Genomic DNA, 21,736 nt, shown 5'->3' with positions numbered 1-21,736 from the left:
TGTGGTGGGGAGGTCCCTGGGGTTTGGGTGCGGTTGTGGTTGCCAGAGCGACAACGAACGCACCCAAAGGCCGTAGGTGGAACAGCTTGGGCGGGGCGGTCCGGTGAGTCGTTCGGGTCGTGGGAAGGGGCTCCCGAGACGCGGGAACACGCACTTGATCGACTCCATTTCGCCGAAGTGGCGGGGTCGAGCGGGTGAGGATACCGCCACCTCGCCGAAGTGGAGTCGATCAAGACGCCGGCGCGGGGCCGGTCGCCGCCTGAAAAGGGGGGCCGGAGTATGGGGTGGGGGTGGGCAACTGGGTGGGTGGGTAGGCTTGCGGGTCGGGCGCCCCCACCCTGGGCGTCGGTCGTCGACCCTCGGACAGCGGGGGCGCGGCACACGCACCGGTTCGGAACCGCACAACGGGGACGACGGCGAGGAAAGTGCAGCGATGATCAGTGTTTTCGATCTTTTCAGTGTCGGTATCGGGCCGTCCAGCTCGCACACCGTCGGGCCGATGCGGGCCGCCCGTACGTTCGTGGGTGGCCTGAAGGCCGACGGGCAGCTCGCCGACGTCGCCCGGGTGCAGGCGGAGCTGTTCGGGTCGCTCGGCGCCACCGGCCACGGCCACGGCAGTGACCGGGCGGTGCTGCTCGGGCTGGAGGGTGAGTCGCCGGAGGCGGTCGACACCGACGAGGTCGGGTCGCGGGTGGCGCGGATCCGGGCCGAGCGGCGGCTCAGCCTGCTGGGCTGCCAGGAGATCGACTTCGACCCGGACCGGGATCTGGTGCTGCACCGCCGGCGCTCGCTGCCGTACCACCCGAACGGGATGACGTTCGCGGCCTTCGACGCGGACGGGAACGAGGTACGGGCGCGCAGCTACTACTCGGTCGGTGGCGGGTTCGTGGTGGACGAGGCGGCGGCCGGGGCGGACCGGATCAGGCCGGACAACACGCCGGTGCGGCATCCGTTCCGGACCGGGGCGGAACTCCTCGACGTCACCGCGGAGACCGGCCTGTCGATAAGTGCGGTGATGCTCGCCAACGAGCTGTCCTGGCGCGGCGAGGCGGACGTGCGCGCCGGGCTGCTGGACATCTGGCGGGTGATGCGGGAGTGCGTGGAGAACGGCTGCACCCGCGACGGCGTACTCCCCGGGGGGTTGAAGGTCCGTCGCCGCGCCGCCGAGCTGCGGCGCGGCCTGGAGACGGAGAGCGGCCCCGGCGATCCGCTGCGCGCGATGGACTGGGTGACGTTGTTCGCGCTCGCGGTCAACGAGGAGAACGCGGCCGGCGGTCGGGTGGTCACCGCGCCGACGAACGGCGCCGCCGGGATCATCCCGGCCGTGTTGCACTACTACACCCGGTTCGTGCCGGGGGCCTCCGAGGACGGGGTGGTCCGGTTCCTGCTGGCGGCCGGCGCGATCGGCGTGCTGTTCAAGGAGAACGCGTCGATCTCCGGTGCGGAGGTCGGTTGCCAGGGCGAGGTCGGTTCGGCGTGCTCGATGGCGGCGGCCGGGCTGGCCGAGGCGATGGGCGGCACGCCGGAGCAGGTGGAGAACGCCGCCGAGATCGGCATGGAGCACAACCTGGGGCTCACCTGCGACCCGGTCGGCGGGCTGGTGCAGATCCCGTGCATCGAGCGGAACGCGGTGGCGAGCATCAAGGCGATCACGGCGGCGCGGCTGGCGTTGCGCGGTGACGGGGTGCACCACGTGTCGCTGGACAAGGTGATCAAGACGATGCGGGAGACCGGCGCGGACATGAAGGTCAAGTACAAGGAGACGGCGCGGGGCGGGCTCGCGGTCAACGTGATCGAGTGCTGACCTCGTTGGGGTGATCCGCCGCTGACCGCCGCCGCGCCGGCAGGAGAAGGCGCGAGGATGGTGCGGTGACGTCAGGCGTCGCGGCGCTCTGGTCCGCCCGCACCTCGCTGCGCATCCTGGTCCGGCGGGATCTCGCGGTGAAGTACCAGCAGTCGGTGCTGGGTTACCTCTGGTCGCTCATCGAACCGCTCGGCATGGGCCTGATCTACTGGTTCGTCTTCGGCGTGCTCTATTCCGGGGCGACCCGGCGGCACCTGGGGGAGGCGGCCGGCTCGTACCCGCTGTTCCTGATCACCGGGATCTTCGCCTGGATGTGGGCCAGCTCGGCGTTGACCGAGGCGGCGAACGCGCTCACCGGACAGGCCCGGCTGATCACCACGATGAACCTGCCCCGGCCGATCTTCCCGATCGGCCGGGTCGCCGGCCGTTTCGCCGAGTACCTGGCCGGCCTGCCGATCCTGGTCGCCATCGCGGCGCTCTACGCGGCCCAGGGGAAGATCCACCCGGGCTGGAGCCTGCTCGCGTTGCCGCTGGCGGTGAGCGTGCAGTTCGTGCTGCTCGTCGGACTGGCCCTGCTGCTGTCGGCGGGCAACGTGCTGATGCGCGACATCGAGCGGACCATGCGGCTGGTCATCCGGCTGCTGTTCTACGCCACTCCGATCATCTATCCGTTCAACCTGGTCCGTGACTCCGGCATGCCGGGCTGGCTCAAGCTCGGGTACGAGCTGAACCCGCTGGTCGGGATCTTCCAACTGCATCACGCGGTCTGGTATCCGGACGAGTTCCCGGACGCCCGGCTGCTCACCGTGACCGTGGCGGGCAGCGTGCTGGTGTTCGTGCTCGGCTGGTGGGCGTTCCGCCGGCTGGAACCGGCCGTGCTGAAGGAACTCTGAGTGGCGGCGATCATCGAGGCGGACGGGCTCGGCATCCGGTTCGTCCGCAACCGCCGCCGCCAGCTCCGGCTGCGGGAACTGCTCATCCACCGGGGGGCCCGCGACCCGGACGCCGGCCGGTTCTGGCCGCTGCGGGACCTGTCGTTCCGGGTCGAGCCGGGCGAGACGGTCGGTGTGGTGGGGCGCAACGGCACCGGCAAGAGCACGCTGCTGCGGTTGATCGCCGGCGTGCTGATCCCGGACGAGGGCGCGATCCGGGTGCACGGCCGGGTCGCGCCGCTGCTGGAACTGTCCGCCGGGTTCTCCGGCGACCTGACCGGGCGGGAGAACCTCTACCTCGTGGGCGGGCTGCACGGGCTCTCCTCCGCGTACCTGCGCCGGCACTTCGACGAGATCGTCGCGTTCGCCGGTGAGCAGGTGGAACGCGCCATCGACACGTCGGTGCGGCACTACTCGTCGGGGATGAAGGTGCGGCTGGGCTTCGCGGTGATCACGCACCTGCCGCACCCGGTGCTGTTGGTCGACGAGGTGACCGCGGTCGGGGACGCGGAGTTCCGCGCCAAGTGCTATGCGACCATCGAGCGACTTCTCGCGGAAGGGCGCACGCTGGTGCTGGTGTCACACAACGACAAGGACCTCACCCGGTTCTGCAGTCGGGGGCTCTACCTCGACGCCGGACGGTTGACCGTCGACGGGACGATCGACGAGGCGTTGCGCGCCTACGCCGACGCGGCGCAGCGGTGACGCTCGCGATCGTGCTCGCCGCCGAGCCGGCGTCGGGCGGAGCCATTGGACCGGCGGCGGGCGGGGCCACCGTAGGCGAAGAGCCGCTGGTCGCGCAGTGGCGGCGGGCCGGCGCGGACGACGTGCGGGTGGCCGCCGACCTGTCCGAGCTGGCCGATCTGGTGGCCGCCGCGACCGGCCCGGTGCTTGTCAGCGGTGTCGACCTGGTGGCGCACACGGCCGTACTCAGGCATCTCGCGACCAGCCCGGTCGGGCCGACGGTGGCGCTCGTGCTCACCGATCCGCCGGCCGACGGCCGGGCGACGGTGCGGGAGGAGCGCGGCCAGGTGGTCGCGGTCGGCGACGCGGACGCGACCGGCGTGTTCGGTGGCGCGCTGCGGGTCGGCGTGGCCGACCTGCCGGCGCTCGCCGACGCCGCCCGCGCAGCGGCTGCGCCGTTCGGCGGCGTCGCGGCGGCCGGGCCGTCGACCGGGCCCTTCGGCGGCGTCGAGGCGGCCGGACCTTCGACCGGGCCGATGGGCGGCGCCGAGGCGGCGGGGCCGGCGACCGTGGTCGGCGGGCCGCTCGCCGCGGTGGACCGGCTCGTGGCCGAACTCGCGGCCCGGGGCACGCTGATCTTCGCCCACCGGGTACGCCTGCTCGTGGCGCACCGGGTCGGCGACGCGGCCGAACGGGCGGACGCCGAGGCGGCGGTGGCGGCGGTCGACGAGGACCGGGCCGAGCTGAGGTTGTCGGTGAAGGAACGCGACGACTTTTTCACCACGTTCTTCGTCAGCACCTGGTCGCCGTACGTCACGAAGGCGTCGGCCCGGATCGGGATCGGGCCGACCGGGGTCACGATGGTCTCGGTGGCGTTCGCGGTGGCGGCGGCGGTGCTGTTCGGCGCGGGCGGGCGGCCCGCGCTGGTGGCCGGCGCGGTCCTGCTCTACCTGGGTTTCGTGCTCGACTGTGTGGACGGGCAGTTGGCCCGCTACACCCGGCACTTCAGCGCCTGGGGCGGCTGGCTGGACACGATGGCCGACCGGTTCAAGGAGTACGTGGTCTACGCCGGGCTCGGCTTCGGGGCCACGCACGCAGGGTTCCGCTACGGCTGGGCGTTGGCGCTTGCCGCGATGACGTTGCAGACCGTGCGGCACATGACCGACACCTGGTACGGCGCGCTGCACGACGAGGCGGCCCGGCGGCCGAAGGTGGTCGGCGGGGACGCGGGCGGGATCGGCGGGAAGTTGAACGCCGCGTCGACCCGGGTGCAGGCGGACACCGGCTCGGTGTCGTACTGGCTGAAGCGGACCGTGGTGTTCCCGATCGGTGAGCGGTGGGCGTTGATCGCGGTGGCGACCGCGCTGTTCGGGCCGCTCGTGGCGCTCTGCGCGGTGCTGCTCTGGGGCGCGCTGGCGTTCGCGTACACCGGGGGGTTGCGGACCTTGCGGGCGCGGTGGATGCGGGTGCCGGTGCTGACCACTGTCGACGCGGGTCTGCACCGTGACGACGGCCCGCTGGCCCGGGTGCTGCCGGTGGCGCGTCGGCCGCTGGTGTCGGCGGCGCTCGGCGCGCTGGCCTCGGTGGCGTTGCTGGTCTGGGCGTGGTGGGCGACCCGGCGGGACGGTACGCCGCCGGCCTGGCCGGTGGCCGTCGCCTTGGTGGTGCTGCTGGTCGCGGCGCTCGGCGCGCGGGCGCGGCACGACGGTCCGTTGGACTGGCTGGTGCCGGCCGCGTTGCGGGCCGCCGAGTATCTGTTCGCCATCGCGGTGGGGGTGGTCGGGCGGGCGCCGGTCTGGTTGATCTTCGGGTACGTGCTGGTGCTCACGCTGCACCACTACGACCTGACGGCGCGGTTGGAGAAGCGGCAGGCGGCCCCGCCGTTGCACACCGCCACGCTGGGCTGGGAGGGGCGTTCACTGCTGCTGACCGCAGCGGCAATTACCGGTTTTGTGAGCTTCGCTCTGGCTACACTTACTGCGTACCTTTTCGTGGTTTTTGTTGCGAGTGTGGTCCTCGCCTGGGTGGTCCTGCCGACCCGCGCCCGTGGGGGTGCGCGCTCGCCGGGCTGACGGAGGGCGGGCCGGCATGACCTTGATCAGCTTCGTCGTGCCGGCCTACCGGGTGCAGGGCTACCTGCGGGAATGCCTGGACTCGATCCTCGGCCAATCGTTCGGCGACATCGAGGTCATCGGGGTGGACGACGCCTCACCCGACGACAGCGGCGAGATCCTGGCCGAGTACGCGGACCGCGACCCCCGGGTCCAAGCGGTCCGGCTCACCGAGAACATCGGGCTCGGTCCGGCCCGCAACGTCGGGCTGGACCGAGCCTCCGGTGACTACGTGTGGTTCGTCGACGGGGACGACTGGCTGGTGCCCGGCTGCCTGCCGCACGTCGCCGACCGGCTCCGCGACACCCGCCCGGACGTGCTGATCGTGGATCACGTCCGGGCGCACTGGAACAACGTCGGCACCCGCAGCGCCATGCGCGACGTGTTCCCTGACCCGCCCGGCGCGGCGACGTTCGCGCTGCCGGAGCGGCCGGAGACGCTGCGGCTGCTGCACACCGCCTGGAACCGGCTGGTCCGCCGGGAGTTCCTGGTCGAGCGCGGGCTCCGCTTCGCCCCCGGATGGTACGAGGACGTGTCGTTCAGCTATCCGGCGCTGATGGCCGCCGAGCGGATCGGGGTGCTGGACCGGATCTGTCTCCACTACCGGCAGCGGCGGACCGGCGCGATCACCCGCACCCGGGGCGACCGGCACTTCGAGGTCTTCGCCCAGTGGCACCGCGTGTTCGCGCTGATCGACACATGGGGGATGGACGAGCTGCGGCCGGCGATCTTCGAGCGGATGATCTGGCACTACCTGACCGTGCTCGGCAACGGCGCGCGGATCGCGCCCGAGCTGCGGGCGCCGTTCTTCGCCCAGATGCACGCCGACTACCTCCAGTTCCGGCCGCCGGCGGGCTATCCGGTCCCACCCGGGGTGGAGGGGCTGAAGCACCGGCTGGTGGCGGCCGGCCGGTGGCGGACGTTCAGCGCGTTGCGCGGCGCGCACCAGACCGGGGAGACCGCCCGGCGGACGGCGGGCCGGGTCCGGCGGCGGTTGGTGCCGGTGGTGCGGCGGGCGCGGGACGGCGCGTTGCTCGAGTACTACCGGGCCGAGCTGCACCGGCCGATCGATCCGACGCTGGCGGTGTACGCGGCGTACTGGTACCGGGGTTACTCGTGCAACCCGGCGGCCGTCTACGAGGCGGCCCGCCGGCTCGCCCCGCAGGTGCGCGGCGTCTGGATCGTCCGGCGGGACCGGGTGGCCGCGCTGCCGGCGGGCGTGGAGTACGTCGTCGCCGGCACCCGCGAGTGTTACCGGGTGCTGGCCCGGGCCCGCTGGCTGGTCAACAACGTCAACTTTCCGGACTTCGTCCGCAAGCGCCCCGGCTCGGTGCACGTGCAGACCCACCACGGCACGCCGGTGAAGGTGATGGGGCTGGACCAGCAGCGCTACCCGGTGGGCGCGACGGGCATGAACTTCGCCGGCCTGCTGCGCCGGGTGGACCGCTGGGACTACAGCGTCACCTCGAACAGCTTCTCCACCCAGATGTGGGAGCGGGCGTACCCGGCCGACTACACCACGCTTGAGGTCGGCTACCCGCGTAACGACCGGCTGGCCCGCGCCACCGTCGAGGAGTGCCGCCGGGTCCGTGCCGCGCTGGGCCTCGGGGCGGAGGAGTACGTGGTGCTCTACGCGCCCACCCACCGGGAGCACCTGCCCGGCTGGCGGCCACCGTTCGACCCGGACCGGCTGCTCGACGTGCTCGGGCCGAACGGGCGGCTGTTGATGCGTAGCCACTACTTCCACGACCGGGAGCGGCTGCCGCACGGGCCGGCGGCGGGCCGGGTGCTCGACGTCAGCGCCCACGATCGGGTCGAGGACCTGTATCTGGCCGCGGACGTGCTCGTCACCGACTATTCCTCGGCGATGTTCGACTACGCCGTGCTGGATCGGCCGATCGTGGTGTACGCCCCGGACTGGGACGCGTACCGGGTGGCCCGGGGCGTCTACTTCGACCTGCTGGCCGAGCCGCCGGGCGCGGTCGCGACGGACTTCCCCGGGCTGCTGGACCTCTTCCGAGCCGGCGCGGTGCGGGCCGGAACCGCCGAGCGGGCGCGGGCGGCGTTCCGGGCCCGGTTCTGCGCGCTCGACGACGGGCAGGCCGCCGAGCGGGTGGTACGCCGGGTGTTTCTCGACGAACCGGCATGAAAGTGGTTACTCGCAGGTCACTTAACGGTGGAGCTTGACGATTACCCCGTAATAGGACTGTCACGAACCGAACATGGCACGTTTACCCGATGTGCGAACCCGATGATCCTGGCCACAGTCAGTTCCGGGTTCGGGCGAACAACTGGGGAGGTGACGGTGAGCACCGTCGCGCTCAAAGATGTCACCAAGGTGTTCCAAGACGGGACGATCGCGGTAGACACCATAAATCTGGACGTCAACGATGGTGAGTTCATGGTCCTGCTCGGCCCCTCGGGCTGCGGCAAGTCCACCGTGCTGCGGATGGTGGCCGGGCTTGAGGATCCGACCTCGGGCGCGGTCCTGCTCGACGGCGAGCTCGCCAATGATCTACCACCGCGGGACCGGAAGATCGCCATGGTCTTCCAGGATTTCGCGCTCTATCCGCACATGACAGTCGGCGACAACATCGGATTTCCGCTGCGCCTGAGCGGCGTCGAGCCGGGATCACGCGGCGAGCGGATCCAGGACGTGGCGGGCGCGCTTGGCATCGGCGACGTGCTCGCGCGCAAGCCGAGCCAGCTCTCCGGCGGCCAGCGGCAGCGGGTGGCCATGGGCCGGGCCATCGTGCGCCGGCCCGGCCTCTTCCTGATGGACGAGCCGCTGTCGAACCTCGACAGCGGCCTCCGTGCCGAGCTGCGGGCGGAGATCTCCGGGCTCACCCGGGAGCTGGGCGTCACCACCATCTACGTCACCCACGACCAGGCCGAGGCGCTCACCATGGCCGACCGGGTCGCCATCATGCGCAAGGGCGTGCTCCAGGACGTGGGCACCCCGACCCAGGTGTACGGGCGACCGGCGACGCTCTACGTCGCCGCGTTCCTCGGCAGCCCCCGGATGAACCTGCTGGAGGCGTCGGTCTATGTCCACCTCGACCGGTACATCGCGCTGAATCTCGGTGAGCAGTCGCTCTACCTGCCCTGGGACGACATCCGCAGCCGCGCCGTGGCGCATTACCACGGCGAGCGGATCGTGGTCGGCCTGCGCGCCGAGGCGCTGACCCCGGTGGCCCCCGACACGGCCGGCGACGTGCTGCACGGCCGGATCCGCTACCTGGAGCACCACGGCCACGAGTCACTTGCCTTCCTCGACATCGGCGCCACCGCGATCGTGGTCGACGAGATGGGCACCCCGGTCGAGCGGACCGCGCCCGGCCAGCGCAGCCTGCGCCGGTTCGGCCAGGTGATGCAGCGGCTCACCGGACGGGCGGCGGAGTCCGTCGCGCCGGAGCCCGCCCCGAACGGCGGGGGCGGCGGCAACCGCACGAGCGTGCTGCCCGACCCGGGCCGGCACCACCGCCGCCCGGCGGAGCTGGCGGTGCGGCTCGCGCCCTACCCGCAGGTGTCGTCCGGGCACCCGCTGGCGGTGCAGGTGCGGATGGACGCGCTGCACTTCTTCGACGAGCGCGGCGACCGCATCGACGTCGGCTGGAGGTGAAAGGCGGGGGCCCCGCTTAACCCATTTGGTAGAGGCGGGGCCCCCGCTTAACACCCGTCGGGCGGCGGTGGGACGGGCGCGCGGCGGTGTGGGCCCCAGGCGACGAAGCGGGCGAACATGTCGGCGGGGGAGGGCGCGTCCGCCGGGTTGAGCCGGTAGAGGTCGCGCGTCGCCTCGTAGAACAGCCCGCACAGATAGATCGACAGGCCGATCTGGTTGTCCTCGTACTCGCTCCGGAGCAACAGGCGGGCGGTCGCGCACGGCCACGGCTGGCCGCACGCCCGGCAACACCACATCGGGCGCAGCGGCGTGTGCGGCGTGGCATGCCCGGGGTACGCGCAAGGGCGGTCCCCCGCCGGCCCGTCCGGCGGCTGTCCGAGCTGGTGACTGATCACGGGGCGCTCCTCGCGTTCGCGGGTTCCGGACGAATCCGGCTTCGCTGCGTGACAGTCTCGTCACCGCGCCGCTAGGGTCGGAAGGCGTTCCACCCCCACATCGCCGGCTGTCCGACCGGCCGTCCTTCGTGTGCAGAGGTGTGCAGATGAGCCGTGCGTCATTGTGGGAACTCTTCGCCGGTGAGCTGCGCCGGCTCCGCACCGAGGCCGGGCTGACCCAGGAGGCGCTCGCCGAGCGGGTGAGCTATTCGGCATCGCTGGTGGCGGCCGTCGAGCAGTGCCGTCGCGCGCCGCGCACCGAGTTCACCGAGCGCTGCGACGAGGTGCTCAACGGCGGCGGCCTGCTGGTCCGCATCCGGGCCGCGCTGGTGCGGGAGTCGTTGCTTCCGTGGTTCCGCGAGTGGGTGGGCATCGAGCAGGAGGCGACCGCGCTGCGCAGCTACGAAGCGCTTGTGGTCCCGGGCCTGTTGCAGACCGAGGAGTACGCCCGCGCGCTCTACGAGGGTGCCGCGCAGTTCGTCGGCGAGGCGCTGGAGCAGCAGGTGGCCGCACGGATGGCCCGGCAGGCGGTGCTGGATGGGCCGGCGCCGCCGCAACTCGTAGTGGTGCTCGACCATTCGGTACTGAGCCGTCCGGTGGGTGGGCCGAAGGTGATGCGCGAGCAGTTGGCGCACCTGGTCGAGATGGGTCGCCGGCCGCGGGTGCACCTGCACCTGGTGCCGGAGACGGTCGGGTCCTACCCGGGGCTCAACGGCGCGTTCGTGCTCGCCACCCCGGCGGACGGCGACGACGTGGGCTACCTGGACAACCAGTTGCACGGCTCCATCGTGGAGCGCGCGGCGGACGTAAAATCGCTGCGGCAGACCTGGGAATCCGTCCGCGCGGAGGCGATGCCGCACGGTGCGACCCTGGCGGCGATCTCGGAGGCGGCGAAACGATGGAGCTGACCGGCGCGACCTGGCGTAAGAGCACCCGCAGCAGCGGCAACGGCGGCAACTGCGTGGAGGTGGCGGACAACCTGCCCGGCGTGGTCGGGGTCCGCGACAGCAAGGACCGGCGGGGGCCGGCGCTGACGTTCACACCGGCGAGTTGGGCGGCGTTCGTCGCCCAGACCAAGCGCGCCTGACCTCTGACGCCGCGCCCGCGGCATGATCGACTCCAGCTCGGCGAGGTGGCGGCATACCGCGCCCCGGGATACCGCCACCTCGGCGAGGTGGCGACGCGCCTTGACCGGGATTTACCGCCACTTCGCCACCTCGGCGAGGTGCCTCGCCCGGGATACCGCCACTTCGGCGAGGTGGCGGGTGCGTCGCCCGGGATGCCGCCACTTCGGCGAGGTGGCGACATGCCTCGGTTGGAGATGATGCTCAAGCGCCGGTGGCCGGCTCGGTCTCCCGGGGCGTGAAGAAGCGGACGATCTCGGCGGCTGCGGTGGAGGACAGCATCATCGCCTGCACCCGCGCCGACATCTCCGCGATCGGTCGGATCCGGGCGAACATCGCTTCCTCGTACACCGGAATGGCCGTCGTGGGATCGGCGGCGAGGGCCGCGGCCAGCTCGGCGGCGTCGAGCATCGCCTGGTTGGCGCCCTCACCGACCGGCGGCATGAGGTGCGCGGCGTCGCCGACGAGGGTGATGCCCGGTCGATGGTCCCAGCGCGTGTCGGCGGGCATCGCCTCGATCCGGCGCGGGATCGGGGTGCCGTCGCCGGCTTCGATGAGGGCGGTGAGGTGGGGGTTCCAGCCGTCGAACAGGTCGAGCAGGGCCCGCTTGCTGCGGTAGACGTCGAGATCGCGATCGTCCGCCGGCAGGGAGATCCCGACCCGGACGCTGCCGTCGCCGAGGCGCTGCGCGGACAGGATCTGGCGCACGCCGATGCACCAGAAGTTGCCGGGCCCGATCATCTCGGCGAGCTGGGGATAACGCCTGTCGATGTCGCTGATGTTGAGTTCCACATGGGCGGAGACGGCGGACAGGGTGACGTCGGTCAGCAGCGGCCGGACCACCGAACGTGCGCCGTCCGCGCCGACGAGGACGTCGCAGTCGGCGCGGTCGCCACCGTCGAACGTCAGCTCGAAACCCCCGCCGGGCCGTGGCGTCGCCGTGACGAGCCGGCGGCCCCACGCCACCGCGTCCCCGGGGAGCGAGTCGAGCAGCAGGTCACGCAACACGGTCCGGTCGATCTCGGGACGCCCGTCGAACGTGTCGGGTGGTGGCTCGTGGTGCAGGAGGACGCGGCCGTCCGGGTCGAGGATGCGGTGCTCCTCGCCCTGCGGTCGGGCCGCGGACCGGAAGCGGGCTTCGAGACCGGCCGCGGCCAGGGCGTGCTGCCCGGACTCCGGGTGCAGGTCGAGTGACCCGCCCTGCGTCCGCGCGGCGCGGTGCGGCTCGCGCTCGTAGACCACCGCGCCGATGCCGTGCCGGCGCAGGATGCGGGCCAGCGTCAGGCCGCCCAGGCCGCCACCGGCGATCGCGATTCGCATCGTCAACTCCCTTAGCGTACGCTGTATTTTATGGATACGCCGTACGGTAACGTACCTCTGCCGGTCTGGGAAAGGCCCGAGCCGCGGCCCCGGGCGGCGCCGGTGGCGCTGAGCCGGGCGCGGATCGCCACCACGGCGATCCGGCTCGCCGACGCGGACGGTCTCGACGGGCTGTCGTTGCGCAAACTCGCCAAGGAGTTGGGCGTGGGCCCGATGCGCCTCTACGACTACGTGGTCAACCGGTCCGAACTGCTCGACCTGATGGTCGACTCGGTCTACGCCCGCATCGCGGAGTCCGCCGGGATCGGGGAGGGTGCCCGGGTTCCCGAGGCCGAAGGCTGGCGCGACGCCGTGGTGACCATCGCCCGGGCGACGCGTGAGGCCGCCCTCGACCACGAGTGGCTCGTCGACCTGCTCGGCGCGCGGCCACACCTGGGACCGCACGCACTCGCCGTCGGCGAGGCCACCGTCGCCGCGCTCAACCGGGCCCCCGGCGTACGCGACATCGGCGCTCTCCAGCGGGCCTCGGGCGCCCTCGGCGCGTTCCTCGTCGGCGCGCTCCGCCGGGAGATCACCGAGCGCCGCACCGCGCGGGCCACCGGCACCGACGTGTCGGCGTGGCAGTCCGCGCTCGGTCCCTACCTGAGGCGGATGCTCGACACCGGCCGCTATCCCACCATGGCCCGGCTCGTCGTCGACGGCGCCCATCTCGACGCCGAGGAGACCTTCCACCACAACCTGAGCACGATCCTGGACGGCGTCGCCGAGATCACGGGCCGGTGAAAACTATGGTTTGTCACTGGGCTCGGCTGCCGTGGCAGCCCCAGTCGCGAGACGGACCGGCATGTCCGGGTAGGGGTCGCTCACTGGAGCCCGGGCGGCGCGGACCCTCTCCCGCACCTCGGCCAGCGTCGATCCGGCAACGTAGTGTCGTCCTCGCCGCTCCCCGCGTGCTTCGAGCAGGCCCTGATCGGCAAGGTTGGTCAGGTCCCGGGTTGCCGTCCTCTCCTCCACATCGGAGAGCTTGACGTACCCGGAGCGGCGGACACGGTATCCCAGCACCGCCTCGTAGAGCAGATCGGTCACACGCTCGGGAAGCTTTCTTTCGGCGACGATCGAGTCAAGTTCCGACCAGATCTCAGACGCCTCCCGGAATCGGCGGGCAACGGTCTGGGCCTGCATGTGATGGGCGCGCAGATTGAACGACACCCAGAGGTGCGCCTGCCCTTCCGGGTTCCAGTGCCCCTGGCCGGTGATCGCCAACACCCGGTAGTAGTCCTCGGTGTTGCTCCCCAACCACTCCTCGATGCTGGAGAACGCGGGCTCCACGATGGCTCGTCGCGAGAGCACCAGGGTCTGGAGCGCGCGAGCCATTCGTCCGTTACCGTCCCGGAACGGGTGGATCATCACCAGGTTCAGGTGTGCCATGGATGCCTTGACGAGCGGAGAGGTGGTGGCGTCCGACCGCAGGTCTTCGGCCAGTTCCTCCATCAGGTGAGGGACGTCGTCGGCGTCCGCGCCTTCGTACACACGTCGGTCGGTCCGCTCGTCGTGCACGTAGATCGGCCCTTTGCGGTATTGGCCGGGGCTCTTGGCCAGGTCGTGCGAAAGCATCATGTAATGCATGCTCCGGATCGTCGACGTCTCGAAGCGGAAGTACGGGTCACCGGCGGTCTGCAGCACGTAGCCCAAGGCTTGTCGATATCCGCGGATTTCGGCGAAGGTGCGATCGTCAGCGCTCAGCGGCTCCTCGCCGTCGAGCGCGGCGGCGGCATCGTCCTCGGCCACCACGTAACCCTCGATGCTGTTGGAGCCGAGGATGGCCCGGGCCAGCATGGTGCGTCGTAGCCCGCCGGTCCAACGGCGGGGGCTGCGCAAGACATCCGCGAGAGTGTGGCGCATGTCGTGGATCTCGCCCAGGACATTACGGTCATGGTCGCTGAGTTCGGGCGTTCTGTAGATCATCTCATGTCCTATTGTCTCTTAATAAGAGACAATGGTACGTCCAGCGGAGATCATTGTCTCTTATTAAGAGACAATGAGCCATCCCGCCGTAGCCCCGCATCGGCGGGGCGGGCTTGCCGGGGAAGTTACCGGCGAGTAGCGTCTGGGCATGTCCATCGACTCGCGGCAGGTGGCGGCGGCCCTCCTCGAAGCCGTGCCGTTCGCCCGTACCCTCGGCATCCAGATCGTCGAGGTCGCGCCCGAGGCCGACGGCGGAGTCCGGGCCGTGGTCCGGCTCCCCGACGATCCGGCGCACCACAACCACGTGGGCGGCCCCCACGCCGGCGCCACGTTCACGCTCGGTGAGACCGCGTCCGGCGCGGTGGTGATGGCCGCCTTCGGGCAGGTGCTCGACCGGGCCGTACCCCTGGCCGTGACCGCGACCATCCGCTACCGCAAGGTGGCGATGGGGTCGGTGCTGGCCACGGCGCGGCTCGGGCGTCCGCCGGCCGACGTGCTCGCCGAGCTGGACGCCGGGCGGCGGCCCGAGTTCCCGGTCGAGGTGGAACTCGGCACCGAGGACGGCACCGTCACCTCGTCGCTCACCGTTACGTGGACGCTGCGCCCGCACCGCTGACGCCCCGAACCGTGTTTGCCCGGTGAGCCGCCTGGATAGATTCAAACAATGCTGGGCCTACCCGCGCACGTGACCGCGTGTCTCTTCGATCTGGATGGTGTACTGACGCAGACCGCCAAGGTGCACAACGCCGCCTGGGCCGAGACGTTCGACGCCTTCCTGCGGCGTCGGTCGGACGAGACCGGCGAGCCGTTCCGCCCGTTCGACCCCGGGCCGGACTACAACCGATACGTGGACGGCAGACCGCGCGCCGACGGGGTGCGCTCATTCCTGGAATCCCGCGGCATCACGCTGCCCGAGGGCACCCCCGACGACCCGCCGGATGCGGACACCGTCAACGGCGTCGGCAACCGCAAGAACGTCGTCCTGCTCCAACGGATCGAACACGACGGCGTCGAGGTCTACGACGGCTCGGTGCGCTACCTGGAGGCCGCCACCTCGGCCGGGCTGCGCCGCGCGGTCGTCTCGGCCAGCGCCAACTGCGCGGCCGTGGTGCACGCCGCCGGGCTGGACCGCTGGCTCGAAGCCCGCGTCGACGGGGTTGTCGCCCGCGAACAGAAGCTCCAGGGCAAGCCGCACCCGGACACGTTCGTCGAAGGCGCGCGGCTGCTCGGCGTCGAACCGGCGCGGGCCGCCGTCTTCGAGGACGCGCTCGCCGGCGTGGCCGCCGGGCGGGCCGGCGGCTTCGGGTACGTGATCGGCGTCGACCGGGTCGGCCAGGCCGACGAGCTGCGCGCGCACGGCGCCGACGTGGTGGTCACCGACCTCGCCGACCTGCTCACCACGGAGCCGGCCGCATGATCCGGGAACGCTCCTACCCGGTCGAGCCCTGGCATATCCGCGAGGTGCGGCTCGACATGGACGTGCTGGCCCAGTCCGAGTCGGTCTTCGCGCTCTCCAACGGCCACATCGGGCTGCGCGGCAACCTCGACGAGGGTGAGCCGCACGGCCTGCCCGGCACCTACCTGAACTCGTTCTTCGAGCTGCGCCCGCTGCCGTACGCGGAGGCCGGCTTCGGCTTCCCCGAATCCGGGCAGACCATCGTCAACGTCACGAACGGCAAGCTGATCCGGCTGCTCGTCGACGACGAGCCGTTGGACGTCCGCTACGGCGAGCTGCTCGCCCACGAGCGGGTCCTCGACATGCGCGCCGGCACGCTCCAGCGGGAGCTGCACTGGCGTTCCCCGGCCGGCCGCGAGGTCAAGGTCCGCAGCACCCGGCTGGTGTCGTTCACCCACCGCTCCGTCGCGATGATCAACTATGAGGTGGAGGCCGTCGACGGGCCGCTGCGGCTGATCCTCCAGTCCGAGCTGGTGGCCAACGAGTCGCTGCCGCCGCAGAGCCGCGACCCGCGCGTGGCCGCCGTGCTGGAGTCACCGTTGCAGGCGGAGGAGGAGCTGACCACCGACGACGGCGGCCTGCTCATCCACCGCACCAAGGTCAGCGGCCTGCGGGTCGGCGCCGCCATGGGCCACGACGTGCACGGCCCGGAACACACCACGATCGAATCCGAGGGGTACGAGGACTGGGTCCGCACCACCATCGGTTGCGTGCTCAAGCCCGGCGAGAAGCTGCGCGTGGTCAAGTACCTGACGTACGGCTGGTCCAGCCGGCGGTCCCTGCCGGCGCTGCGCGACCAGGTCGGCGCCGCCCTGTCCTCCGCCCGCCTCGACGGCTGGGACGGGCTGCGGCGCGCGCAGCGGGAATACCTCGACGAGTTCTGGGACGCCGCCGACGTGCGGGTCGAGGGCGACCCGGAGGTCCAGCAGGCGGTCCGGTTCGGCCTCTTCCACGTGCTCCAGGCCGGCGCCCGGGCGGAACGGCGGCCGATCTCGTCCAAGGGCCTCACCGGCCCCGGTTACGACGGCCACGCGTTCTGGGACACCGAGATGTTCGTGCTGCCGGTGCTGACGTACACACAGCCCAGCGCCGTGAAGGACGCGTTGCAGTGGCGCTACGACACCATGGCCCAGGCGCAGGAGCGGGCCCGCACGTTGAACCTGGAGGGCGCCGCGTTCCCGTGGCGCACCATCGAGGGGGCGGAGTCGTCGGCATACTGGCCGGCCGGGACCGCCGCGTTCCACATCGCCGCCGACATCGCCGACGCGCTGCGCCGCTACGTGCTGGTCACCGGCGACGACGCGCTGGAGCGGGAGGTCGGGCTGGAACTGCTCGTCGAGACCGCGCGGCTGTGGCGCTCGCTCGGCCACCACGACCGCGCCGGCCGGTTCCACATCGACGGCGTGACCGGCCCGGACGAGTACACCGCGGTCAAGAACGACAACGTCTACACCAACCTGATGGCGCAGCGGAACCTGCTCACCGCCGCCGACTGCGCGATGCGCTACCGGGACCAGGCCCTCGACCTCGGCGTCACCGAGGAGGAGGCCGCCGCCTGGCGGGACGCCGCCCAGGACATGCACGTCCCGTACGACTCCGAGATCGACGTGCACGAGCAGGTGGAGGGCTTCACCCGGTTGCAGGAGTGGGACTTCGAGCACACGCCGCCGGAGAAGTACCCGCTGCTGCTGCACTACCCCTACTTCGACCTGTACCGCAAGCAGGTGGTCAAGCAGTCCGACCTGGTGCTTGCCATGCACTGGCGGGGCGACGCGTTCAGCGCCGCCGAGAAGCTGCGGAACTTCACCTACTACGAGCGGCGCACCGTCCGCGACTCGTCGCTGAGCGCCTGCACCCAGGCGGTCCTCGCGGCCGAGGTGGGCTTCCCCGAGCTGGCCCACCGCTATCTGCGCGAGGCCGCGCTGATGGACCTGCACGACCTGAACGAGAACACCCGCGACGGCGTGCACATGGCGTCGCTGGCCGGCGCCTGGATCGCGCTCGTCGCCGGCTTCGGCGGGTTGCGCGACCACGACGGGACGCTTTCCTTCGCGCCCCGGCTCTCCAGCCGACTCAGCCGCCTGGAGTTCTCGTTGCAGTGGCGGTCGCTGCGGCTGCGCGTCGACGTCCGGCCGCACCAGACGACGTACTCGCTGCGCAACGGCGGGCCGGACACGGCGCTGGAACTGCTGCACCACGGCGAGAAGCTGCGGGTCACAAGCGGCCAGCCGGTCACCGTGCCGGTGCCGCAGAAAAACGAGTCGGGGCCGCAGCCGGAGCAGCCGCCGGGCCGCGCGCCACTGATGCACCTGCCGGAACACGCCGGCTGACCGGTCCGCGCCGGCTGGGCCGTGCCCGGGTGGCCGGCCACGGGCAGGGGCCGGCTGGCCGAGCGGCCCCGCGTCGACGGGGCCGCTCGGTGTGCGTACCTCAGAACTGGCGTCCGTTGGACGGACGCCCGCCGGCGTCCCGCGGCGCCATCGCCCGCGGATCGTCGGGGGTACGCGCCGACGCGGCGCGGTCGGCCCACTCCGGCGAGCCTTCCAGCTCCTGTTCGCGGCGTTCCTGGTCGCTGGGTTCCCGCTCCCGGGACCGGTCCTTTTTCGCCATCATGAGCCTCGCGATCGGTCGGGTTCCGTGGTCACCCCGCGCGTTCCCGCCCGGCGCCGGCTCAACCGTCCAGGTGGCGGGCGAAGCTCTGCCGCAGGTGGTTCTTGGGCCGCGAACCGACTGTCGAGCCGACGACCTGGCCGTCGCGGAAGACGAGCATGGTCGGCGCGGACATCACCTGGTAGGCCCGGGCGGTGGTGGGATTCTCGTCGGTGTTAAGCGCGACGAATCGCAGCGCGTCGCCGAACTCCTCGGCCAGCTCGGCCAGGTGTTTCGAGACCACCCGGCACGGCGGGCACCACTCGGCCCAGAAGTCGACCACGACCGGGCGGTCGGCGGCCAGCACGGTTTCCGCGAACGTGGCGTCGGTGACCGCGGTCAGTCGGCCGGCCTGCGTGTCCTGAGGCATGTTTCCTCCCGATGGGTGATCGCGCGGGCGAGTTGGTCGTGCAACCGGCGGCGGACCGAGCCGAGCCGGTCGAGGTAGTCGTCCACCTCGGCGAGCTTGCGCCGCAGCACCGCCACCGAGTCGGGGCAGACGTCGCCGGAGTCGTGCCCGGCGCGGAGACAGGCGACGAACGGGCGGATGTCGTCCAGCCCGAAGCCGATCGCCAGCAGGGAGCGGATCTCGTGCACGACGCGCAGCTCCGCGTCGTCGTAGATCCGGTAGCCGTTCGCGGACCGGCGCGGCCGGACCAGCCCGTGGGTCTCGTAGTAGCGCAGCGTCCGGGTGCTCGTCCCGGCCCGCTCCGCCAACTCCCCGATCCGCATCAGCGCCCTCCGCCCGTCTGTCCCACGCCAGACGCTAAACCTTGCCGCCGACGTCAACGCAACAAGCGCAGACCCACCCACCCCCACCCTCCCCCCGCGCCCGCCCCGCCCCGGCCCGGCCCGGCCCGGCCCGGCCCGGCCCGGCGATCATGAAGTTGGCGGCATGGGGGAGCGCTCTCTTACCCGCTAACTTCATGATCGCGGGGGAGGGGGGTAAGGGGAGGTGGAGCGGGGGTGAGGGGTGTGCGGGAGATTTCGGTGGGCGGGCTCGTCGGGGACGTGTCCGTCCCCTCGGGAGCCGGCGGGGTCGTGTTGTTCGCCCACGGGAGCGGCAGTTCGCGGCACAGCCCGCGCAACGTGGCGGTGGCACAGGCACTCAACGCGCGCGGGCTGGGCACGGTGCTCGTCGACCTGCTGACGATCGACGAGGAGGCGCAGGACGAGGTGACCGCCCACCTGCGCTTCGACATCGGGATGCTCGCCGAGCGGCTGGCCGGCATCGTCGACTGGATGGGCGCCGACCCGGAGCTGGGCCGCCTGCCGATCGGGCTCTTCGGCGCGAGCACCGGCGCAGCCGCCGCCCTGGTCGCCGCCGCGGCCCGGCCGGACCGGGTGGGCGCGGTGGTCTCCCGGGGCGGACGGCCCGACCTGGCCGGCAGCTCACTGAGCGCGGTACGGGCGCCGACGCTGCTGCTCGTCGGCGGGTTGGACGAGGAGGTGATCGTGCTCAACGAGCAGGCGCGGGACGAACTGGGCAAGGTGGCGGAACTGCGCATCGTGCCCGGCGCGACCCACCTCTTCGAGGAGCCCGGCACGTTGGAGCAGGTGGCCGACCAGGCCGGCACCTGGTTCGCCACCCACCTGCGCCAACCTCATCCGGCCTGAGCGCCGGCCGCCCAGCGGAGGCGGAGTCAGCGGGCGGAGTCAGCGGGCGATCTCGGCGGTGCGGGCGGCCTCGCCGGATCGGCAGCGCTGCACGGTGTCCAGCACCCGCCAGAGCACCGCGGCGATCGGCACCGAGACGAACGCGCCGGCGACCCCGGCGACGAGCGTGCCGGCGGTGACCACCACCAGGATGACCGCCGGGTGCAGCTGGACCTGCCGGCGCATCACGAGCGGCTCCAGCAGATTGCCCTCGATCTGCTGCACGGCGATCACCGCGGCCAGCGTGAGCAGGGCCGTGGTGGGCCCGTTGGCGGCCAGCGCGACGAGCACCGCGACCGCGCCGGCGACGGTGGCGCCGATGATCGGCACGAACCCGCCGAGGAACGTGATCAGGGCCAGCGGCAGGGCCAGCGGGACGCGCAACACGACCAGGGCCAGGCCGATGCCGATGGCGTCGATCGCCGCGATGATCATCGTGCCCCGGCTGTACGCGCCGAGCGTCCGCCAGCCGGCCCGCCCCGCCGCGGCGGTCACCTCCCGCCGTGGCCCGGTCAGCCGCCGCAGCACCCAGTGCCACATCGACCGGCCGTCCTTGAGCAGGAAGAAGAGCAGCACCAGACCGAGCAGGATCGCGCCGGCCACCTCGGCGGCCTTGCGCGCACCGGCCACCGGGTCGGGGGCGCTGCCGCTCAGGCCCTGACGGATCTGCTCGATGAGCCGGTCGAGCTGCTGGTCACTGACCGGCAGGGTGGAGGTGACGAACTCGCGGCTCCGTTGCAGGCCCTCGTCGAGCTGCTGGCTCAGCTCACCGAACTGGCTCGCGGTGAGGTTCCAGACCAGGACACCGGCGCCGACCAGGACGCCGAGCAGCAACAGGACGGTGAGCAGCGCGGCGAGCGCGGCCGGCACCCGGAGCCGGCGCAGCCGCACCAGCACCGGGTCGAGCAGGGCGGTGAGGAAGAGCGTGCCGGCCAGCGCCACGGCCAGCGGCGCCAGCAGCACCGCGACCTTGCCGAGCAGCCACAGCCCGGCCGCCACCACCAACAGGCACGCGCTCCACGTGACCGCCGTCCGGACCGGCCACGGCAGCCCCGACCAGGCCTGCCGGGGCCCGGCCGGCGCGGGTGCCGGCTGGGCCGGCTCCGTTCGCCTCGGTTCGGGGCGTGCCGGTCCGGGCGTACCAGCGTCGTCGTCCACGTCGCCTCCTCGATCGTGGCCGTTGATACCCGACGAGGGTGAATCCGACACCCGGGGCGTCACCGCCCGCCCGGCATGCGCCCGGTGTTTGCGCCCCCGGCCTCAGGGAAGGCCTTCAACGTACCGAAGGGAGAATCTGAGATGAGCAGCTTCATGGACACGGCGAAGGACTTCGCCGACAAGCATGACGAGCAGGTCGACAAGGGCCTCGACAAGGCCGGCGACGCGGTGGACCAGCGCACCGGCGGCAAGTACGACAAGCAGATCGACAAGGGCGTCGACATGGCGCAGCAGCACACCGGTCGGGGCGACACCGCGCGCTGACCACTCGACGGGTCCCGGGCCGCCCCGAAACGGGGGTGCCCGGGACCCGTCGCGGAACCCTCTCAGCCGGGCAGGCTGCCGAGCAGACGACTCACGGTGATCTCCAGGACCACCCGTTCCGGATTCGGACGCGGGATGCGGTAACGCTCGGCGTACCGCCGCTCGGCCTCGGCCACCGCCTCCGGGTCGCGGCGTACCACCGCCCGACCCTCCACGGTGAGCCACCAGCGGCCGTCGACCTGGCACACGGCGACCGGCGTGCCCGCCGGCCCGGCGGCGGCCACGTTCCGGGCCTTCGCCGAACCGCCCGAGGTGATCACCCGCGCCAGCCCGGCGTCCGGGTCGAAGGTCACCCCCACCGGTACGACGTGCGGGGTGCCGTCCGCGCGCAACGTGGTGAGCGTCGCCAGGTGCCGGTCGGCGAAGAAGCGGGCGACCCGCCCGTCGTGCGGGTCCAACCGGTGACCGCCGGACATGCCGTCTCCTCACTCGCCGCG

The 21,736-nt window shown here is 71.9% G+C and carries 22 protein-coding genes; 14 read left to right on the top strand and 8 right to left on the bottom strand.

What is annotated here, in order from left to right; all coding sequences use genetic code 11:
- Window positions 1–433: 433 nt before the first annotated feature.
- From O7602_RS26220 to O7602_RS26195, 6 genes are all read left to right on the top strand, one after another.
- A complete protein-coding gene (locus tag O7602_RS26220; RefSeq protein WP_281585273.1) occupies window positions 434–1,804 on the top strand; it encodes an L-serine ammonia-lyase in 1,371 nt (456 codons plus the stop codon).
- Window positions 1,805–1,869: 65 nt separating this feature from the next.
- Window positions 1,870–2,697 (top strand): ABC transporter permease, encoded by an 828-nt coding sequence (locus O7602_RS26215; protein ID WP_281585272.1) that lies wholly within the window; start codon window positions 1,870–1,872, stop codon window positions 2,695–2,697.
- Window positions 2,698–3,441 (top strand): ABC transporter ATP-binding protein, encoded by a 744-nt coding sequence (locus tag O7602_RS26210; protein ID WP_281585271.1) that lies wholly within the window; start codon window positions 2,698–2,700, stop codon window positions 3,439–3,441.
- A 44-nt stretch (window positions 3,442–3,485) separates the two neighbouring features.
- Window positions 3,486–5,492: a DUF5941 domain-containing protein gene (locus O7602_RS26205; protein WP_281590534.1), complete on the top strand. Its 2,007-nt coding sequence runs from the start codon at window positions 3,486–3,488 to the stop codon at window positions 5,490–5,492.
- A gap of 16 nt (window positions 5,493–5,508) precedes the next feature.
- Window positions 5,509–7,680: a bifunctional glycosyltransferase family 2 protein/CDP-glycerol:glycerophosphate glycerophosphotransferase gene (locus O7602_RS26200; protein WP_281585270.1), complete on the top strand. Its 2,172-nt coding sequence runs from the start codon at window positions 5,509–5,511 to the stop codon at window positions 7,678–7,680.
- Between the two features lie 156 nt (window positions 7,681–7,836).
- Window positions 7,837–9,153, top strand: a complete 1,317-nt coding sequence (locus tag O7602_RS26195) for an ABC transporter ATP-binding protein (RefSeq protein ID WP_281585269.1) — start codon at window positions 7,837–7,839, stop codon at window positions 9,151–9,153.
- A gap of 47 nt (window positions 9,154–9,200) precedes the next feature.
- Here O7602_RS26195 and O7602_RS26190 read toward each other — a convergent pair whose 3' ends face one another.
- Window positions 9,201–9,548: a hypothetical protein gene (locus O7602_RS26190; protein WP_281585268.1), complete on the bottom strand. Its 348-nt coding sequence runs from the start codon at window positions 9,546–9,548 to the stop codon at window positions 9,201–9,203.
- Between the two features lie 146 nt (window positions 9,549–9,694).
- On the opposite strand from O7602_RS26190, the gene O7602_RS26185 reads away from it, so the two are divergent.
- On the top strand, window positions 9,695–10,495 hold the full coding sequence (locus O7602_RS26185) for a helix-turn-helix transcriptional regulator (RefSeq protein ID WP_281585267.1): 801 nt from the start codon (window positions 9,695–9,697) through the stop codon (window positions 10,493–10,495).
- The gene (locus O7602_RS26180; RefSeq protein ID WP_281585266.1) at window positions 10,486–10,674 is read left to right on the top strand and encodes a DUF397 domain-containing protein; all 189 of its coding nucleotides are present in this window, start codon (window positions 10,486–10,488) and stop codon (window positions 10,672–10,674) included. The genes O7602_RS26185 and O7602_RS26180 overlap by 10 nt, the downstream gene beginning before the upstream one ends.
- A gap of 241 nt (window positions 10,675–10,915) precedes the next feature.
- Here O7602_RS26180 and O7602_RS26175 read toward each other — a convergent pair whose 3' ends face one another.
- Entirely contained in the window at window positions 10,916–12,031 is a 1,116-nt protein-coding gene (locus O7602_RS26175) for an FAD-dependent monooxygenase (RefSeq protein WP_281585265.1), read from the bottom strand.
- A gap of 102 nt (window positions 12,032–12,133) precedes the next feature.
- Here O7602_RS26175 and O7602_RS26170 point away from each other — a divergent pair, with 102 nt between their 5' ends.
- Window positions 12,134–12,814: a TetR/AcrR family transcriptional regulator C-terminal domain-containing protein gene (locus tag O7602_RS26170; RefSeq protein ID WP_281585264.1), complete on the top strand. Its 681-nt coding sequence runs from the start codon at window positions 12,134–12,136 to the stop codon at window positions 12,812–12,814.
- Between the two features lie 3 nt (window positions 12,815–12,817).
- Here O7602_RS26170 and O7602_RS26165 read toward each other — a convergent pair whose 3' ends face one another.
- On the bottom strand, window positions 12,818–13,996 hold the full coding sequence (locus O7602_RS26165; protein ID WP_281585263.1) for a Fic family protein: 1,179 nt from the start codon (window positions 13,994–13,996) through the stop codon (window positions 12,818–12,820).
- Window positions 13,997–14,144: 148 nt separating this feature from the next.
- On the opposite strand from O7602_RS26165, the gene O7602_RS26160 reads away from it, so the two are divergent.
- From O7602_RS26160 to O7602_RS26150, 3 genes are read left to right on the top strand one after another with little or no spacing between them, the layout of a single operon-like run.
- Window positions 14,145–14,612 (top strand): DUF4442 domain-containing protein, encoded by a 468-nt coding sequence (locus O7602_RS26160; protein WP_281585262.1) that lies wholly within the window; start codon window positions 14,145–14,147, stop codon window positions 14,610–14,612.
- A 48-nt stretch (window positions 14,613–14,660) separates the two neighbouring features.
- Window positions 14,661–15,413: a beta-phosphoglucomutase family hydrolase gene (locus tag O7602_RS26155; RefSeq protein WP_281585261.1), complete on the top strand. Its 753-nt coding sequence runs from the start codon at window positions 14,661–14,663 to the stop codon at window positions 15,411–15,413.
- Window positions 15,410–17,782: a glycoside hydrolase family 65 protein gene (locus O7602_RS26150; RefSeq protein WP_281585260.1), complete on the top strand. Its 2,373-nt coding sequence runs from the start codon at window positions 15,410–15,412 to the stop codon at window positions 17,780–17,782. Before O7602_RS26155 ends, O7602_RS26150 begins: the two co-directional genes overlap by 4 nt.
- A gap of 100 nt (window positions 17,783–17,882) precedes the next feature.
- On the opposite strand, the gene O7602_RS26145 is transcribed toward O7602_RS26150, so the two are convergent.
- The 3 genes from O7602_RS26145 to O7602_RS26135 form a co-directional block, all read right to left on the bottom strand.
- Window positions 17,883–18,062 (bottom strand): hypothetical protein, encoded by a 180-nt coding sequence (locus O7602_RS26145; RefSeq protein ID WP_281590532.1) that lies wholly within the window; start codon window positions 18,060–18,062, stop codon window positions 17,883–17,885.
- Window positions 18,063–18,123: 61 nt separating this feature from the next.
- Entirely contained in the window at window positions 18,124–18,471 is a 348-nt protein-coding gene (trxA, locus tag O7602_RS26140) for a thioredoxin (RefSeq protein ID WP_281585259.1), read from the bottom strand.
- Window positions 18,441–18,833, bottom strand: coding sequence for a MerR family transcriptional regulator (locus O7602_RS26135; RefSeq protein WP_281585258.1), 393 nt, complete (start codon window positions 18,831–18,833; stop codon window positions 18,441–18,443). Before O7602_RS26135 ends, trxA begins: the two co-directional genes overlap by 31 nt.
- A gap of 252 nt (window positions 18,834–19,085) precedes the next feature.
- Here O7602_RS26135 and O7602_RS26130 point away from each other — a divergent pair, with 252 nt between their 5' ends.
- The gene (locus O7602_RS26130; protein WP_281590530.1) at window positions 19,086–19,718 is read left to right on the top strand and encodes a dienelactone hydrolase family protein; all 633 of its coding nucleotides are present in this window, start codon (window positions 19,086–19,088) and stop codon (window positions 19,716–19,718) included.
- 39 nt (window positions 19,719–19,757) lie between these two features.
- Here the strand turns inward: O7602_RS26130 and O7602_RS26125 are convergent, their stop codons facing one another.
- Window positions 19,758–20,915, bottom strand: coding sequence for an AI-2E family transporter (locus tag O7602_RS26125; protein WP_281585257.1), 1,158 nt, complete (start codon window positions 20,913–20,915; stop codon window positions 19,758–19,760).
- Window positions 20,916–21,056: 141 nt separating this feature from the next.
- Here O7602_RS26125 and O7602_RS26120 point away from each other — a divergent pair, with 141 nt between their 5' ends.
- A complete protein-coding gene (locus tag O7602_RS26120; protein WP_281585256.1) occupies window positions 21,057–21,239 on the top strand; it encodes an antitoxin in 183 nt (60 codons plus the stop codon).
- A gap of 62 nt (window positions 21,240–21,301) precedes the next feature.
- Here O7602_RS26120 and O7602_RS26115 read toward each other — a convergent pair whose 3' ends face one another.
- Window positions 21,302–21,715 (bottom strand): TIGR03618 family F420-dependent PPOX class oxidoreductase, encoded by a 414-nt coding sequence (locus O7602_RS26115; protein ID WP_281585255.1) that lies wholly within the window; start codon window positions 21,713–21,715, stop codon window positions 21,302–21,304.
- Between the last annotated feature and the right edge of the window lie 21 nt (window positions 21,716–21,736).

Origin of the sequence: Micromonospora sp. WMMD1128 (genome assembly GCF_027497235.1) — a bacterium.
Lineage (GTDB): Bacteria > Actinomycetota > Actinomycetes > Mycobacteriales > Micromonosporaceae > Micromonospora.
The sequence above is the reverse complement of the archived record's forward strand: the minus strand, read 5'-3'. Positions and strand labels throughout refer to the sequence as shown.